General features: G+C 57.4%; 12 protein-coding genes. 11 read left to right on the forward strand and 1 reads right to left on the reverse strand.

Features of this window, described 5'->3' with window-relative positions; translation table 11 throughout:
* Positions 1 to 10: 10 nt before the first annotated feature.
* From ACFOSS_RS16685 to rfbB, 7 genes are all read left to right on the forward strand, one after another.
* Complete coding sequence (locus tag ACFOSS_RS16685; protein ID WP_377154736.1) at positions 11 to 1,429, forward strand: mannose-1-phosphate guanylyltransferase/mannose-6-phosphate isomerase; 1,419 nt, start codon at positions 11 to 13, stop codon at positions 1,427 to 1,429.
* Positions 1,430 to 1,718: 289 nt separating this feature from the next.
* Positions 1,719 to 3,149 carry a phosphomannomutase gene (locus ACFOSS_RS16690; RefSeq protein WP_377154738.1) on the forward strand — a complete coding sequence of 477 codons (1,431 nt, stop codon included), beginning with the start codon at positions 1,719 to 1,721 and terminating at the stop codon, positions 3,147 to 3,149.
* Positions 3,150 to 3,432: 283 nt separating this feature from the next.
* A complete protein-coding gene (gene wbaP / locus ACFOSS_RS16695) occupies positions 3,433 to 4,827 on the forward strand; it encodes an undecaprenyl-phosphate galactose phosphotransferase WbaP (protein ID WP_377154740.1) in 1,395 nt (464 codons plus the stop codon).
* A gap of 69 nt (positions 4,828 to 4,896) precedes the next feature.
* The gene (rfbD, locus tag ACFOSS_RS16700) at positions 4,897 to 5,787 is read left to right on the forward strand and encodes a dTDP-4-dehydrorhamnose reductase (RefSeq protein WP_377154742.1); all 891 of its coding nucleotides are present in this window, start codon (positions 4,897 to 4,899) and stop codon (positions 5,785 to 5,787) included.
* A 29-nt stretch (positions 5,788 to 5,816) separates the two neighbouring features.
* Positions 5,817 to 6,701 (forward strand): glucose-1-phosphate thymidylyltransferase RfbA, encoded by an 885-nt coding sequence (gene rfbA / locus ACFOSS_RS16705; RefSeq protein ID WP_377154744.1) that lies wholly within the window; start codon positions 5,817 to 5,819, stop codon positions 6,699 to 6,701.
* The gene (gene rfbC, locus ACFOSS_RS16710; protein ID WP_377154746.1) at positions 6,698 to 7,243 is read left to right on the forward strand and encodes a dTDP-4-dehydrorhamnose 3,5-epimerase; all 546 of its coding nucleotides are present in this window, start codon (positions 6,698 to 6,700) and stop codon (positions 7,241 to 7,243) included. The genes rfbA and rfbC overlap by 4 nt, the downstream gene beginning before the upstream one ends.
* Before the next feature lie 44 nt (positions 7,244 to 7,287).
* Positions 7,288 to 8,355, forward strand: coding sequence for a dTDP-glucose 4,6-dehydratase (gene rfbB, locus ACFOSS_RS16715; RefSeq protein ID WP_377154748.1), 1,068 nt, complete (start codon positions 7,288 to 7,290; stop codon positions 8,353 to 8,355).
* Positions 8,356 to 8,879: 524 nt separating this feature from the next.
* Here rfbB and ACFOSS_RS16720 read toward each other — a convergent pair.
* The gene (locus ACFOSS_RS16720) at positions 8,880 to 9,383 is read right to left on the reverse strand and encodes an REP-associated tyrosine transposase (protein ID WP_377154750.1); all 504 of its coding nucleotides are present in this window, start codon (positions 9,381 to 9,383) and stop codon (positions 8,880 to 8,882) included.
* A gap of 408 nt (positions 9,384 to 9,791) precedes the next feature.
* Between ACFOSS_RS16720 and ACFOSS_RS16725 the strand changes: the two genes are divergently transcribed.
* From ACFOSS_RS16725 to ACFOSS_RS16740, 4 genes are all read left to right on the forward strand, one after another.
* Positions 9,792 to 11,198 (forward strand): MBL fold metallo-hydrolase RNA specificity domain-containing protein, encoded by a 1,407-nt coding sequence (locus ACFOSS_RS16725; RefSeq protein ID WP_377154752.1) that lies wholly within the window; start codon positions 9,792 to 9,794, stop codon positions 11,196 to 11,198.
* Positions 11,199 to 11,379: 181 nt separating this feature from the next.
* Positions 11,380 to 13,077, forward strand: coding sequence for a PglL family O-oligosaccharyltransferase (locus ACFOSS_RS16730; protein WP_377154754.1), 1,698 nt, complete (start codon positions 11,380 to 11,382; stop codon positions 13,075 to 13,077).
* 155 nt (positions 13,078 to 13,232) lie between these two features.
* Positions 13,233 to 14,399 (forward strand): nucleotide sugar dehydrogenase, encoded by a 1,167-nt coding sequence (locus tag ACFOSS_RS16735; RefSeq protein ID WP_377154756.1) that lies wholly within the window; start codon positions 13,233 to 13,235, stop codon positions 14,397 to 14,399.
* A 313-nt stretch (positions 14,400 to 14,712) separates the two neighbouring features.
* Positions 14,713 to 16,271, forward strand: a 1,559-nt coding sequence (locus tag ACFOSS_RS16740) for a retention module-containing protein (RefSeq protein ID WP_377154758.1), incomplete at its 3' end; no start/stop codon positions are given.

Genomic DNA, 16,271 nt, shown 5'->3' on the forward strand with positions numbered 1-16,271 from the left:
AGATGTAGTGATGTCCTGTTTGATCCCCGTGATTATGGCCGGTGGTTCCGGCAGTCGTTTATGGCCGCTGTCGCGCGAGCTGTATCCCAAGCAGTTTTTGCAACTCGATGGTGAAGCCACCATGTTGCAGGCCACGGTCAATCGTCTGCAGCAACTGGCCTGTGCCGCACCGCTGGTGATCTGCAATGAGGATCACCGCTTCCTGGTGGCCGAGCAGCTGCGCCACCTGGGCAAACTGGCGCATAACATCATTCTGGAACCCGCGGGCCGCAATACCGCCCCGGCCATCGCGCTGGCCGCCATGACGGCACTGCAAACGGCCGCCGCAGGCGAGGACCCCTTGCTGCTGGTGCTGGCCGCCGATCATGTGATCCGCGATGAGGCGGCGTTTACCGCGTCGGTGCAGGCGGCGATGCCCCATGCCGAGGCCGGCAAGCTGGTGACCTTTGGCATAGTGCCGACCCAGCCGGAGACCGGCTACGGCTACATCCGCCGTGGCGCCGAGCAGCAGGGGGCCTTTGCCGTGGCGCAGTTCGTCGAAAAACCGGATGCGGTGACAGCCGAGCGTTATCTGGCCAGCGGTGAATACTACTGGAACAGCGGCATGTTCCTGTTCCGCGCCAGCCGCTTCCTGGCCGAACTCCAGGCGTTCCGCCCGGATATTCACGCCGCCTGCAGCCTGGCAGTGGGGACCATCAATCCGGATCTCGATTTTGTGCGCGTCGACAAGACGGCGTTTCTAGCCTGCCCGAGTGACTCCATCGATTATGCGGTCATGGAAAAAACGGCGGATGCGGTGGTGGTGCCGATGGATGCCGGTTGGTCGGATGTCGGCTCCTGGTCATCCTTGTGGGAGATCTCGACCAAGGATGACGCCGGCAACGTGTTCCGCGGTGATGTACTGCAACACGCCAGTCAGAACAACTATGTGTTTGCCGAAAGCAGTCTGGTCAGCCTGGTCGGGGTAGACAACCTGGTGGTGGTGCAGACCAAAGATGCCGTTCTGGTGGTCGATCAGCGCAAGGTGCAGGACGTCAAGAAGATCGTCGAAGGCCTCAAGGCTGCGGGTCGCAGCGAGCACCAGGTGCATCGCGAGGTGTACCGGCCGTGGGGCAAATACGACGCCATCGATCACGGTGGCCGTTACCAGGTCAAGCGCATCAGTGTGAAGCCTGGTGAAACCCTGTCGCTGCAGATGCACCATCACAGAGCCGAGCACTGGATTGTGGTCTCCGGCACCGCCAAGGTGACCAACGGCGATCGTACCTTCCTGGTTACCGAGAATGAATCCACGTTTATTCCGGTGGGCGCGGTGCATGCGCTGGAAAACCCGGGCAAGGTGATGCTGGAGTTGATTGAAGTGCAATCCGGTAGCTACCTTGGCGATGACGACATAGTCCGCCTGCAAGACAGATATGGACGCATCTAGCTAGCTTTCCTTATTCTGCATTCTGCGCCATCGATCAGGCCCGTGCTGACGAGCCTCCGTCATGACCGCGCCACAGCGCCTTCTGACGCTGAGCCGCCTGGCGTGAATCCGTCGATGGCGTAGGCGATGCACGCTTGGGAACGGCCAGTGAGCGGGCAGGCGTGCTGTTGTTTGGCAGTGCGCTGGGTTATGGTGCTGGTGGCATGCCTGCACTGGCGTGCTGGCGGGGAGCGCAGCCCCCGCTACAGCTTGCCGGCCACATAAAAAAATGAACATGGGACAACGGGTTATGACAACAGTATTGAACAGCTCCACGCTGATCGCCGAGGGTGGCGTGGCATTTGGTACCAGTGGCGCACGCGGACTGGTGGTGGACTTCACACCGGATGTCTGTGCGGCCTTCACCCACGCTTTTATTGCCGTACAGCGCCGCGCCGGTGCCTTCACCAGGATGGCGCTGGCGATCGACAACCGTCCGAGCAGCCCGGCCATGGCGCAAGCCTGTGCCGCGGCCATGCTGCAAGCTGGCATCGAGCCGGTCTATTACGGCGTCGTGCCGACTCCGGCGCTGGCTTACCAGGCGATGCAGGACAAGATGCCGTGCATCATGGTGACCGGCAGCCACATTCCGTTCGACCGTAACGGCCTGAAGTTTTACCGCCCGGAGGGGGAGATCACCAAGGCGGATGAACAGGCGATTTTGACCGCGGATGTCGAATTTGCCGCGCTGTCGGCGCTGCCGCAGCTGCAGGCTCGTCCTGAGGCCGCATTTGCTTATTGTCAGCGTTATAGCTCACTGTTCCCCGCAGATCTGCTCGCTGGTAAACGCATCGGTGTATATGAACACTCCAGTGCCGGTCGCGACTTGTATGCGCCGTTGCTGCGGCAGCTGGGGGCCGAGGTCATAGCGCTGGAGCGTAGCGACGAATTCGTGCCGATCGATACCGAAGCCGTCGGCGAAGAGGACAAGGCCAAGGCGCGGCGCTGGTCGGCAGAGCACCGTCTGGATGCCATCTTCTCCACCGATGGCGACGGCGATCGGCCACTGGTGGCCGATGAGCAGGGCGAATGGCTGCGCGGCGATATTCTCGGTCTGCTGTGCGCCGATGCGCTGGGCATCGAGGCGGTGGCCATTCCGGTCAGCTGCAACACGGCGGTGAGCCTGAGCGGGCGTTTTGCCAAGGTGGCGCTGACCAAGATTGGTTCGCCGTATGTCATTGCCGAATTTGCCGAGCTGGCCAAGACCTATCAGCGGATTGCCGGTTTCGAGGCGAATGGCGGTTTCCTGCTGGGCAGCGATATCGAGCTGGCAGGCAAGCCGCTGGCCGCCTTGCCAACCCGCGATGCGGTGTTGCCGTTTCTGATGTTGCTGGCCGCTGCAGGTAAAGGTGCGATCTCGCCGCTGGTGACGGCGCTGCCACAGCGTTTCACCCACTCCGACCGCATCAAGGATTTCCCGACCGCGCGTAGCCAGGCCATTCTGGCGGACGCAAAAAATGATCCGCAGTCGCTGCTGGTAAAGCTGGGGTTTACCCATAGCCGGGTATCTTGTGTCGATACCACTGACGGTCTGCGCATCACACTTGAGGATGGCCGCATCCTGCACCTGCGCCCCTCCGGTAATGCCCCGGAGTTGCGCTGTTATGCCGAGGCCGCGGTGGCGACGCTGGCACAACAGAGTGTGGAGCAGGCATTGTCTGCGATTCGGGCATTAGTCTAGCTTTTTAGTCGATTGTGCTGTGTTTGTAGGAGGAACACCGGATTTTGGCCTTAAGCACGGCACAAGATGAGCTGAAATTAACCTGATTTGATATGTAAAGATCTGTTAGGTTTTTCTTGTGTGTGATTAACGACTATACTCTGCCAACAAAATAAAACGGACACCCGATGAGGTGTCTCGATGTGCCTCTTTAAGCCACGGGTGACATATGGATATATCTCAAAGCAATAGCAGTTCTTTGCTATTTGAAAAAACATTTTCGCCTGCCATCAACAAGATAGGCTTGATTATTTCTGATATGTCAGCCTTCTTGCTCGCCTTTGCCGTGACCTACTGGGTGATGGGCAAGTATGGCGGAGAACTCCCTGCCGAGCTGAGCTCCTTAACCAACGGCATCGGTTATGCGCGAATTTGGAGTTTTGCCATCATAGTGCTGTGTGGCCTGACCTGGTTCTGGTCGCAACTGCGACATTACACCTATCGCAAGCCATTCTGGAGCGAGTTGCGCGAGTGTTTGCAGCTTGTGCTGGCGTTGTCGATTGCCGATTTGGCGTTGGTCGCCCTGTCAAAATGGGATTTTTCCCGCGGACAATGGTTCATGCTCTGGTCGCTGGCGCTGGTATTGCTGCCCTTGTTCCGCTTTATGACCAAGGCCGCCCTGCACAAGGCGGGGTTCTGGTCCTGGCCCAGCCTGATTATTGGCTGCGGCAGCAATGCCCGTGACGCCTATATGGCCATTCGCAGTGAGCGCCTGATGGGGTTTGATATCATGGGGTTCATCTCCCCGGATGGTCATGGCCTTGAGTCGCCAGTGGAAGGTATGCCGTTGCTGCAGGGCGACATGAGCAGCGTGATTCGTGACTATCCCGGAGCCAAGTTGTTCCTGGCAGTGGAGTATGAGCAGTCCGAGCTGCGCGACAGCTGGTTGCGCTATCTGACGGCCAAAGGCTTGCGCAATGTCTCTGTGATTCCCACGTTGCGTGGTGTGCCGTTACATGGTACCGACATGTCCCATTTCTTCAGCCATGAGCTGTTGATGTTGCGGGTACACAATAACCTGGCCCGCCTGGCATCGCGTGTTGTCAAACGCAGCTTTGATATCGTAGTTTCGTCACTGCTGTTGTTGTTGCTGTCGCCGGTGTTGGCTTATATCGGTTGGAAGGTTTCCCGCGACGGTGGCTCCTCCATGTATGGTCATGAACGTGTCGGCCAGTATGGTCGCAAGTTCAAATGCTTGAAATTCAGATCGATGATCATCAACTCCCAAGAGGTACTGGAAAACTTGCTGGCCTCGGATCCTGAGGCGCGCGCCGAATGGGACAAGGACTTCAAGCTGAAAAACGATCCCCGTATCACCCCTATCGGGGACTTTATCCGCAAAACCAGCCTTGATGAGCTGCCGCAATTGTGGAATGTGCTAAAGGGCGAGATGAGCCTGGTGGGGCCACGACCGGTCGTCGAGGCGGAGCTGGAACGTTATGGTGATGATGCTGAATATTACCTGATGGCCAAGCCGGGAATGACCGGCTTGTGGCAGGTGAGTGGCCGCAACGATGTCGACTACGCAACCCGTGTTTATCTCGATGGCTGGTATGTAAAGAACTGGTCACTCTGGTATGACATTGCCATCATGTTCAAGACCATCGGAGTGGTGTTACACCGCGACGGGGCCTATTGATCGCTCACATAGGTTGTTATTGGCTGGCTATCTGGTGAGATAGCCTTTTTTGTGCCTGCAGGATGGGATATGGCAGTGAAGTTACTGATTACTGGATATAAAGGGCAAGTTGGGCACTGTTTAGTGGCCCAAGCAGAACAATTAGGCTGGGATATTTTGGCGGTAGACCGTGATGAACTGGATATTACCGACCAAGCTTGTGTCCGGGCTCAGGTAAGTGCATTCCAGCCTCATGTCATTATCAACGCCGCAGCACATACCGCAGTGGACAAGGCCGAGAGCGAGATCGGCGCTTCGTATGCCATCAACCGCGATGGCCCGGCTTACCTGGCCGAGGCGGCGCAGCAGGTCGGTGCCATTGTGCTGCATATCTCCACCGATTATGTGTTTGCTGGCGATAAAGACGGCCTGTACGTCGAGAGTGATGCCGTGGCCCCGCAAGGGGTGTATGGCGCTTCCAAGCTGGCTGGCGAGCTGGCCGTGGCAGAGCACTGCTCGTGCCATCTGATTTTGCGCACCGCCTGGGTGTTCGGCGAGCATGGCAACAACTTCGTCAAGACCATGCTGCGTTTGGGGTCACAGCGTGATGTTCTGGGTGTGGTCGCCGATCAAGTTGGCGGCCCGACTTATGCTGGCGATATTGCCGCCGCGCTGCTGACGATGGCCAGCCAGGCCTTGCAGCCGGATTTCAATGCTTGGGGCATTTATCACTTTGCCGGTGAACCGCATGTGAGCTGGCATGGCTTTGCAACTGCGATTTTTGATGCCAGCGTTGCTCAAGGGCTGCTAGCGCGCAGTCCAGTCATTAATCCGATTGCAACAACCGATTATCCGACACCGGCTAAGCGTCCGGCTAACTCACGACTGGATTGTTCGCGGATTCATTCGATTTTTGGCATTATGCCTAGCGATTGGCAGGCGGCGTTGCAAGACTTGCAGCCTTATATGCCTCCTGCGTGATGATAAAAACACAAACAAGAGTACAGAGCATGAAAGGCATTATTCTGGCCGGGGGCAGTGGCACCCGGTTGCATCCGGCGACCATCGGCGTCAACAAGCAGCTGTTGCCGGTGTACGACAAACCGATGATCTACTACCCGCTGACCACGCTGATGCTGGCCGGTATCCGCGAGATCCTGATCATCAGCACGCCGAACGATCAGGCTACCTATCAGCGCATCCTCGGTGATGGCCGCCAATGGGGTCTGGATATTCAGTATGCGGTGCAGCCGAGTCCGGATGGGCTGGCGCAGGCGTTTTTGATTGGCGAGTCGTTTATTGGCAGTGATTCGGTCTGCCTGATCCTCGGCGACAACATTTTCCATGGTCACGGTCTGAGCGAGACCCTGCAGAAGGCCGCCAGCCAACCGAACGGTGCCACGGTATTTGGCTATTACGTGCAGGATCCGGAGCGTTACGGTGTGGTGGCGTTCGACAAGCAGGGGCAGGCGATCTCGATTGAGGAAAAACCGGCCAAACCGAAGTCGAACTATGCGGTCACCGGTCTCTATTTTTACGACAACGATGTGATCGAAATTGCCAAGCAGGTTCAGCCTTCAGCGCGTGGCGAGCTGGAGATCACCGACGTCAACAATGTTTACCTCAAACGTGGCACCCTGCGGGTCGAGCGTATGAGTCGCGGTGCCGCCTGGCTGGATACCGGCACCCATGATTCGCTGCTGGATGCCGCCATCTTTATCCGTGTGCTGGAAAAGCGCCAGGGGCAGAAGGTGGCGTCACCGGAGGAGACGGCGTTTCGCATGGGCTTCATTGATGCCGCCCAGCTGGCAGCGCTGGCCAAGCCGCTGTTGAAGAGTGGCTATGGTGCCTACCTGATGCAGGTGTTGGCTGAACAACAAGAGAGAGCAGAATGAACATCATCGAGACCGCGATTGCGGAGGTGAAAATCCTGGAGCCCCAGGTGTTTGGCGATGAGCGCGGTTTCTTTATGGAGACCTGGCGTGAGGATTGGTTCAACCGCCATGTCTGCGAGCGACGCTTCGTGCAGGACAACCACTCCAAGTCTCGCCAGGGCATTCTGCGCGGCCTGCATTACCAGACGCAAAACACCCAGGGCAAGCTGGTGCGGGTGGTCTCCGGCGAGGTGTTTGATGTCGCAGTCGATATGCGTAAGGACTCCCCGACGTTTGGCCGCTGGGTTGGCGTGCTGCTGTCTGCGGCCAACAAGCGTCAGCTGTGGGTGCCGGAAGGGTTTGCGCACGGCTTCTATGTCACCAGCGAGACGGCCGAGTTTGTCTATCGCTGCACCGACTACTACAACCCGAACGCCGAGCACTCGGTGCGCTGGGATGATCCCGACCTGGCCATCGACTGGCCGCTGGTCGATGGCGCTGCGCCATCGCTGTCCGGCAAGGATGCCCAGGGCGTGGCCTTCAAAGATGCCGTGACCTTCTAAACGACGGAAATGAATAGACGAGTTAGGGAATTTAGGGAATAAAAATGAGAAAACTGCTTGTGACCGGCGGCGCCGGTTTTATCGGAGCCAACTTCGTGCACTACTGGCTGCGCCAGCACCCGCAGGATCGGGTGGTGGTGCTGGATGCGTTGACCTACGCCGGCAACATCGCGACGCTGCAGCCGCTGATGGGCAATCCGAACTTCCGTTTCGTGAAAGGCAACATCTGCAACAGCGAGCTGGTCGAGCTGCTGCTGCGTGAAGAGGGCATCGACACCCTGGTGCACTTTGCCGCCGAATCCCACGTTGACCGCTCGATCACCGGCCCCGATGCCTTTATCGAGACCAACATCATCGGTACCCACAGCCTGCTGAAGGCAGCCCGTGCAGTGTGGCTGGCCGATCCGGCCAATCCGCTGCCGCACCGCTTCCACCATGTCTCCACCGATGAGGTGTATGGCACCCTGTCGCTGACCGATCCGGCATTCACCGAACAGACCGCCTATGCGCCGAACTCGCCGTATTCGGCGTCGAAGGCGGCCTCGGACCACCTGGTGCGTGCCTACCTGCACACCTATGGCCTGCAGGTGACGACCAGCAACTGCTCGAACAACTATGGCTATTATCACTTCCCGGAGAAGCTGATCCCGCTGTGCCTGACCAATATCCTCGATGGCAAGCCGCTGCCCATCTATGGTGATGGCAAGCAGATCCGCGACTGGCTGTTCGTCGAGGACCATTGCCGGGGTATCGAGCTGGTGCTGGACAAGGGGGTGGTCGGTGAAACCTACAACATCGGCGGCGTCAACGAGTGGCAGAATATCGACATTGTCAACCTGCTGTGCGAGCTGGTGGATGGCGAGTTTGCCGCCGATGACTCGCTGGCTAGCCGCTTCCCGGATGCGCCGCAAGCCCGGGGCGAGGGCGCCGCATCGCTGATCACCTATGTCACCGATCGCGCCGGACACGACCGCCGTTATGCGGTGGGGACCGACAAGATCCGTACCGAACTTGGCTATGTGCCGCAGGAGACGTTCCAGACCGGCATCGCCAAGACCATCAAGTGGTATCTGGCCAACGAAGCCTGGTGGCGCCCGCTGCAAAAAGCGTAAGTGAGGGTATTTACGTCAGGTGTCAGCGATGTTCGCCCTGGCGATCCAGTCATCGCGAGCTGCGCTTTGTTGTGCTTTTTGTTGTAGGAGCAAGCGAAGCTCGCGACACCAAGCTACAGGGTGATGTATTCATCGCGAGCTGCGCTGGCTCCTACACGGTGATGAATTCATCGCGAGTTTCGCTTTGTTGTGCTTTTTGTTGTAGGAGCAAGCGAAGCTCGCGACACCAAGCGAGCTATATCAAGCCGCGACACCAAGCTACAGGGTGACCTATTCATCGCGAGCTGTGCTGGCTCCTACAGGGTGATCTGTTCATCGCGAGCTGCGCTTGCTCCTACATGGTGATGAATTCATCGCGAGCTGCGCTTGCTCCTACAGGGTGATGGATTTATCGCGAGTTTCGCTTTGTTGTGCTTCTTGTTGTAGGAGCAAGCGAAGCTCGCGACATCAATATCGTGACATCAATATCGTGACATCAATATCGCGATATAATGCTCGCGCTATGTTGCCGTGCGATTCTATGTTTATACCCAGACGGCATCCCAAAGCGGATAGTCATGAATTTTATTCACCAGACCACGCCGAACCGGGTTATCGATGATGTACCTGGCTGCTTGTTTGACTTCATCGTCGCTACGCATTGCCCGTTCATAATACCCTGGCTGCCATATTCTTCCGCTTCGCTGCAGATGATGGTTCAGTGCTAAAGCTGACCGCGATTTGAACTTCAGCATACATCTTGCCAATTCGATATTTCGCAGTTGAAACAACCAGTGACAATGCTCGGGCATAATGACCCAGGCCAACGAGTTAACCTCGTCGAGGTCATGTAATTGCTTCATTTCATGGCAAACTAAACGTCCAATTTTCCATTCTGCAAAGTGTCTTTCCCGTTGGTGGGTGACGATCGTCGTCATGTAGACATAGCCAGGATGAGAATATCGTCCCTTTCGTAATTCAGTGCTGCGTTGCTTTAGCATGGTAACGATGTGTGAAGTGATTGGTTGCATCAGCACAGCAGTGGACATGGGTTTTGTAACCTGTCAGAACCGAATTTCATCGCGAGCTGCGCCTTGTTGTGCTTTTTGTTGTAGGAGCAAGCGAAGCTCGCGACACCAAGCGCGTGATATCAAGCCCGCGACACCAAGCTACAGGGTGATCTATTCATCGCGAGCTGCGCTTGCTCCTACATGGTGATGGATTTATCGCGAGCTGCGCTTGCTCCTACAGGGTGATGGATTTATCGCGAGCTGCGCTTTGTTGTGCTTTTTGTTGTAGGAGCAAGCGAAGCTCGCGACATCAAGCGCGCAATATCAAGCCGCGACACCAAGCGCGTGATATCACGCTCGCAATAGCAATCTCCTGTCGACTCTGGCAGTCGTGATTATGGCCGTACAGCGGCAGCATGAGGCTCCTTTGCACACGCCGGAGCCCTTATGTCGAACTCTTCTACTCCCAACACCTTTCAACTGATTCACCACGGTGCCGCCAGGGGCGTGACCGGATCCTGTCACGAACTGCGATTAGGGCGAGATAGCCTGTTGATCGATTGCGGTCAGTTTCAAGGGGAGGCGGCGCCAGCGCGTTTGGCGGTATCGCCGGCACGGGTGCGAGCCCTGTTGCTGACCCATGCCCATATCGATCATATCGGTCGCCTGCCTGAACTGCTCTCCTGCGGCTTGAACGCCCCCATCTATTGCTCCGAGGCCACGGCATTGCTGGTTCCGGTGATGTTGACCGATGCGCTGCGGCATTCATCCCATGACCCGCGTTCCGCGATCGAACCTGTTTTGCAGCGCCTGCGTCATCAGCTACACCCTCTACCCTTTGCGCAATGGCAACGGCTTCCCTTGAGTGACGGCAGCGTGCTTTATCTGCGTTTGCAGCCAGCCGGACATATTTTGGGCTCGGCCTATCTCGAATTGCGTCTGCCGGATGGCCAGCTAATGGTGTTTTCCGGTGATTTAGGCTCCGGCCGCTCGGCCTTGTTGCCGGCTTCGCTCTCCCCGGAACGGGCTGATTTTCTGGTGCTCGAAAGTACCTATGGCGATCGGTTGCAGCCGCAAGGGGAACCTCGTCATCGGCAGTTGAAAACGGTTGTTGAACGATCGCTGCGCGATGGCGGAGCCATTTTGATTCCCGCCTTCAGCATTGGTCGGACCCAGGAGTTGCTCTGCGATCTGGAGCAAATCTTAAGCGAGGTGAGCAGCCGCGAAGAGCAGTGGTGCTGGCGTGATTTGCCAGTCGTCATTGATTCACCGCTGGGAGCGGATGTGACACGGCTCTATCGTCGTTTTCGCCGGGTCTGGCACAAGGAGGCACAGGCCCGGTTGCAGGCGGGGCGCCATCCGCTGGATTTTTCCCAGTGTGTGACCATCCATGATCATGCTGCCCATGAGTCATTGGTGCATCGACTGCAGCAGAGCGGGGAGCCGGCCATCATCGTCGCTGGTGGCGGCATGTGCCAGGGAGGCCGTATCGTCGATTACCTCAAGGCACTGCTGCCGGATGCGCGTACCGATCTGTTGCTGGTCGGCTTTCAGGCACAAGGTACGCCGGGGCGCCGCTTGCAGTCCGGATGCCGCTCGTTATGGCTGGAGGGGGTCGAGGTGGAGGTACAGGCGCACATCCATCATCTTCAAGGGTATTCAGCCCATGCCGATCAAGCCGGGTTGCTGCGCTTTGTCGAGGGCATGGCCTCGCCGCCGGCAGTAATTCGCCTGGTACATGGCGAGCCGGAGGCGCAGCAGTCATTGGCGGCCTGTCTGATGAAGCGTTGGCCGCAGATGCGGGTTGAACTGGCTGCGATGATGCAGGCGGCGCAGACGGAGTCCGCTGGTTAGTGGCCCACGACACAAGAGGGAGCTTGCCCTGCGTGCCCTTATCCGGCTGCGGGCAGCGGATGTGGGTGCAAAATGTTCTATATCTCAAGCATTTGTGCCGTTATGGCCCGGGCTGGTTCTCTTTGTAGTGCCGGATGCGTAAAGTATGCCCCATTCAAGTAAACCGTTTTGGGGAGTGCGCATGAGGCTGGAATGGAGCCGCAATCAGATGGCATTTATCTTTTTTGCGGTCATGTATTGGTTGGGGGGCATGCATCTGTTTATGCACAACCCCGGCGGATCCGGTTTCTATCTGCCGTTCAACATGGTCGGCTGGCTGTTTGCTTCGCTGATGATCGGTATCGGTCTTTGGCACATTACGCTCACGCGGCAGCTGGTGGTATCGGGCCCGCAGGGGTGGCTCTGGGCCGGGCTTGCTTTGATGCTGGTACCGCTGTTTACCCATGCTGACGTTTCGTTCGATGCCGGCAGTCCGCGCTTTTTGGGCATTGCAGGCGGCCTGTTGTTGCTGTTCGCGCTGACGCAGTTGCAATGGGTGCGGGCCCAGCGCTTGTGTTTACTCTACGTACTGCTTGGTGCCGTGGCGATCGAGGCCCTGTTTGCGCTGGTGCAGTACTACCTGCTGACACCCGGCAACTGGATTGGATACAACACCATCATCAACCGGCCGTACGGTATATTTCAAAAGGACAGTGTACTGTCGAGCTTCATGGCGCTGGGAGCGACAATAGCGTTGTTCTTGCTGTTTGCCGATGAACTGTGCCGGCGTGGTTGGCGCTTGTTGTTGGCGCTGAGTGTGCTCGGCCTGGCGGCGCTGTTGATAGTGGTGATTCAGTCCCGCTCCGGGCAAGGCGGCTTGCTGCTGAGTAGCCTGATCCTGTTGCCACTATTGCTATGGCAACGGGGGCGTGTGGGTTGGTTGGCCTGCAGCGTGTTATTGCTGGGGCTGCTGTTAGGCGGTCTGAGTTTTGCGTTGTTCAGCCAGTCGCGAGGGCTTGGTAGTTATATCGCGACCATCGACTTCAGGTTGCTCTATTGGCAACACTGTCTCGAGATGTTTTGGCAATATCCACTGCTGGGGGTTGGTTACGGCAAGTTTGAGTCTGCCTTTGTCGACTCTTATTATGCGATTCCTGTTGCTATCAGTGGCAAGGAGATCATTGAGACAAACCTCGACCATCCGCACAATGAAATCCTTTACTGGATGGTTGAAGGAGGCCTCTTGGCGTTGTGCGGCCTGCTGGCGATGCTGTTTGGCTGGGTGCGAATGTTGATGCGAGCTCGGTCGACGATGCGCCTGGCCCTATTGGCGTTGCCGCTGCCGTTGTTTTTCCATGCCATGGTCGAGTATCCCTTCTATCACTCCACTGCCCATTGGCTGGCCCTGATCTGGTTACTGTGGTTTACCGATGCCGAAGCAGAACAGGTCAGGCGGATTGAGGTGCGTCAGTGGTTGCTGATCCGTTGCGTGGCGTTGCTGATTCCGCTGCTGACGGTGCCGTTTATGCTGACCGGCCTGCATACCGCCTGGTTGGTCACCAGGTTTGAGCGGGGTGGGCTCCAGCAGCCCGAGCTGCTGGAGCGGGTCATCAATCGCGTACCCTGGTCCAGCCGATTCTGGTATGACGTCATGTCGTCGAGCCTGATACTGGCGCTGAAGACAAATAATCAGACCGAGCTACGCGCCTATGTGGATTGGGCCCGTGAGTTTGTCAGCCTGACACCGCGAGCGAATGTCTATTTCAATGCCGCGCTGGCGCTGGATAGCCTGGGCCAGGCCGAAGAGGCCCGACACTGGCGTGCGGAGGGGATGCGGCTGTTCCCGGCGGATCCGCTGTTCAAGCGCCTGACCTCTGGCGCGGTTGAGCCGAGGTCGTGAGTCATCGTTTCCAACTCAAATTTGTCGGTTGCGATAGATGCCCTGTTTAGCCTTGTGGTCGATAGGACAGCGGAAGCTCATCTATGGCAGAATAACCGTTAACAAACATAAGACCGGCGTTGAACACATTGGCCGTGATAGATAGGAGCACAAAGGTGAAAATTGCAGTTGCAGGGACAGGATATGTTGGCTTGTCTAATGCCATTTTGCTGGCACAGCACCACGAGGTCGTGACACTGGATATCAATGCCGAAAAGGTGGCGATGATTAACCGGCGTCAGTCACCGATTGTGGACAAGGAAATTGAAGCCTACCTGCAAGAGAAACCCCTGAATCTCAGGGCCACGCTGGACAAGCACGAAGCGTATGCCGATGCCGAGTGGGTGATCATTGCCACGCCGACTGACTACGACGTCGATACCCATTATTTCAATACCCGCTCGGTCGAGGCGGTGATTCGCGATGTGATGGCCATCAACCCACGGGCCACCATGGTGATCAAATCGACGATACCGGTCGGATTTACGGCGCGTATCAGCCAGGAGTTGGGCTGCGACAACCTGATGTTCTCTCCTGAATTCCTGCGTGAAGGTCGGGCTTTGTATGACAACCTGCATCCATCGCGCATCATAGTCGGCGAGCGCTCGGCGCGTGGACAAGCATTCGCCGACCTGCTCAAGCAGGGGGCAGTCAAAGCGGATATTCCGGTGCTGCTGACCGACTCTAACGAGGCTGAGGCGATCAAGCTGTTTGCCAACACCTATCTGGCGATGCGGGTAGCCTACTTCAATGAACTGGATACCTATGCCGAAACCCATGGTTTGAACAGCCGGCAGATCATTGACGGGGTGGGGCTCGATCCCCGAATTGGCAGTCACTACAACAATCCGTCGTTTGGTTATGGCGGTTATTGCCTGCCCAAAGATACCAAGCAATTGCTGGCCAATTACCATGAAGTGCCCAACACCCTGATCCGGGCCATTGTCGACTCCAATACCACCCGCAAGGATTTCATCGCGGATTCGATCATTCGTCGTCAACCCAAAGTGGTAGGGGTCTATCGTCTGATCATGAAGGCCAACTCGGATAACTTCCGTGCCTCGTCGATTCAGGGTGTCATGAAGCGCATCAAGGCCAAGGGTATTGAGGTGGTGGTGTATGAGCCGGTACTCAAGGAGGGGCACTTCTTTAATTCGCGAGTGATCACCGATCTGCAGGAGTTCAAGGCCATCAGCGATGTGATTGTTTCTAACCGCATGACTCCGGAATTGGCCGATGTGGCTGACAAGGTGTATACCCGCGATCTGTTCGGTAGCGATTAAGTCGGTAGCGATTCGGCACAGTCGCGTTGTCGCGGGCAGCCAAGTGGCAAAAAAAAGCAGGGTGGCAGCACTCTGCTTTTTTTGTTTTTGCCGTTCACAGCATAGGAAATTGGATGGCATGCACCTCGTATGGCGGCTGTCTTCGTAGCAAACGAGTCCTTATTTGTCTTTGTACTCAATAACTGGCCTGAATCGTTCGAATTTGTGCCACTGTTCACACCAAGATGTAAGCGCGCTGTTAAAAGTTTGATAAGGATCATGCGTCCTCCCAGGCCTAAGCTTGATTAAAAGTTCTCCAGGGCTGGGAGTTATCATGCGTACTCAAACACTGCAAGCACCGATGACGGTGGTCGAATTCAAGGGTTCTGTTAAGGTCGTTGCCGAAAACGGTCAAACCAGAATGCTCAAACCCGGTGAAGTTCTGCCGGCAGGGACTGTGCTCCAGATCGACGATAAAGCCGAACTGCTGCTGCAGCCGGCGGTCGCGGTTGATACCGCTGCTGCGCCAGAAGGTGCTCCCGCTGGTGAGCCCGCGGCAGCACCTGCGGTGCCTGGAGGCGGTACTACGGCAGAAATTGCTGCCTTGCAGCAAGCCTTGTTGCAAGGGATTGATCCGACTCAACTTGAGGCGACGGCGGCAGGGGGCGCGCCGGCTGCGGGTGGCGGCGGTGGCGACGGCAGCGGCAACGGCGGTTTTATCACCGTCAGCCGTACTGGCGATGCGACACTGGCCGCTGCTGGCTATGACACCACGTATGATGCCTCTACATTGGTGGCGGCAGCCTCGTTTACCGGGGAAACGGTCGATGCGGCTATCCCGGCACCAATCCTGGCTCCGGATGCCAGCGAACTCGATGAGGCAAATCTTGATGCCGCCGATCAAGTCGATCCGGATCTGACCTCTGGCAGTGGCGCTGGTGAGGCGGACACCTTGGTCACCGGAAATCTGAATGTCGACTTCGGTGGTGGTTCCGGCACTGTGGCCTTTCAGCCCGTGGCTAATCAGCCTGCACTGACCTCTGGAGGGCAAACCATTGTCTGGAGCCTGTCCGACGATGGTCAAACGCTGGTGGGCAGCGTGGGTGATCAGACCATCATCACGCTGACCATTAACGCGGATGGCACCTACAGCGTGGATTTGGATGGCCCGCTGGATGGTGATGGCCTGCAACCGGCATTTGGTATTACCGCAACCAATAGCGATGGATTAGCCACTGATTCCGCCATTGTCGTCACTATCGGCGACGATGAGCCGACCGCGGTGGATGACAGCAACAGCGTGGCTGAAGATGCCGATAACCTGACCATCACGGGCACTGTGCTGGCCAATGATACCCAGGGCGCCGATGGTGCCACGGTCACGCCACAGACGATCGAGAACGAGCTCGGCTCGCTGGTACTCAATGCCGATGGCAGTTACAGCTTCACGCTGAACAATGCCAATCCTGCCGTCCAGGCCCTGACCGATGGTGAGAGCCTGACCCAGACCATCAGTTATCTCCTTACCGATGGCGACGGCGATACCAGTAGCGCCAATCTGACCATCACCATTACCGGCACCGACGATGGTGTCGTGGTCACCGATTTGACGCCGGCGGCCAGTGGCGGTGAAGGCGTCGTGGATGAGGATGACCTGGCCACCGGCTCCGACAGCAGCAAGGAGTCGCTGAGCGTGGACGGTGACTTTACCGTCAGCGCTCCGGATGGGTTATCGAGCATTACCGTCGGCGGCACCGTGATCACGCTGGCCAGTCTGCAGGGAGTCAGTGCCGACAGTCCGATCCTGGTGACGACCGGCCTGGGAAACCAGCTGGCGATCACCGGTTTCAGCAACGGGGTGGTGAGTTACACCTACACGCTGCTGCAGAGCGA

The sequence above is a fragment of the Pseudaeromonas sharmana genome, assembly GCF_042649925.1.
Taxonomy (GTDB): Bacteria; Pseudomonadota; Gammaproteobacteria; order Enterobacterales; family Aeromonadaceae; genus Pseudaeromonas; species Pseudaeromonas sharmana.

Excerpts from the sequence above, each read along its gene's own strand:
- ACFOSS_RS16685 (WP_377154736.1), top strand. The coding sequence starts at position 11 with ATGTCCTGTTTGATCCCCGTGATTATGGCCGGTGGTTCCGGCAGTCGT.
- ACFOSS_RS16690 (WP_377154738.1), top strand. The coding sequence starts at position 1,719 with ATGACAACAGTATTGAACAGCTCCACGCTGATCGCCGAGGGTGGCGTG.
- rfbD (WP_377154742.1), top strand. The coding sequence starts at position 4,897 with ATGGCAGTGAAGTTACTGATTACTGGATATAAAGGGCAAGTTGGGCAC.
- rfbA (WP_377154744.1), top strand. The coding sequence starts at position 5,817 with ATGAAAGGCATTATTCTGGCCGGGGGCAGTGGCACCCGGTTGCATCCG.
- rfbC (WP_377154746.1), top strand. The coding sequence starts at position 6,698 with ATGAACATCATCGAGACCGCGATTGCGGAGGTGAAAATCCTGGAGCCC.
- rfbB (WP_377154748.1), top strand. The coding sequence starts at position 7,288 with ATGAGAAAACTGCTTGTGACCGGCGGCGCCGGTTTTATCGGAGCCAAC.
- ACFOSS_RS16720 (WP_377154750.1), bottom strand. The coding sequence starts at position 9,383 with ATGTCCACTGCTGTGCTGATGCAACCAATCACTTCACACATCGTTACC.
- ACFOSS_RS16725 (WP_377154752.1), top strand. The coding sequence starts at position 9,792 with ATGTCGAACTCTTCTACTCCCAACACCTTTCAACTGATTCACCACGGT.
- ACFOSS_RS16730 (WP_377154754.1), top strand. The coding sequence starts at position 11,380 with ATGAGGCTGGAATGGAGCCGCAATCAGATGGCATTTATCTTTTTTGCG.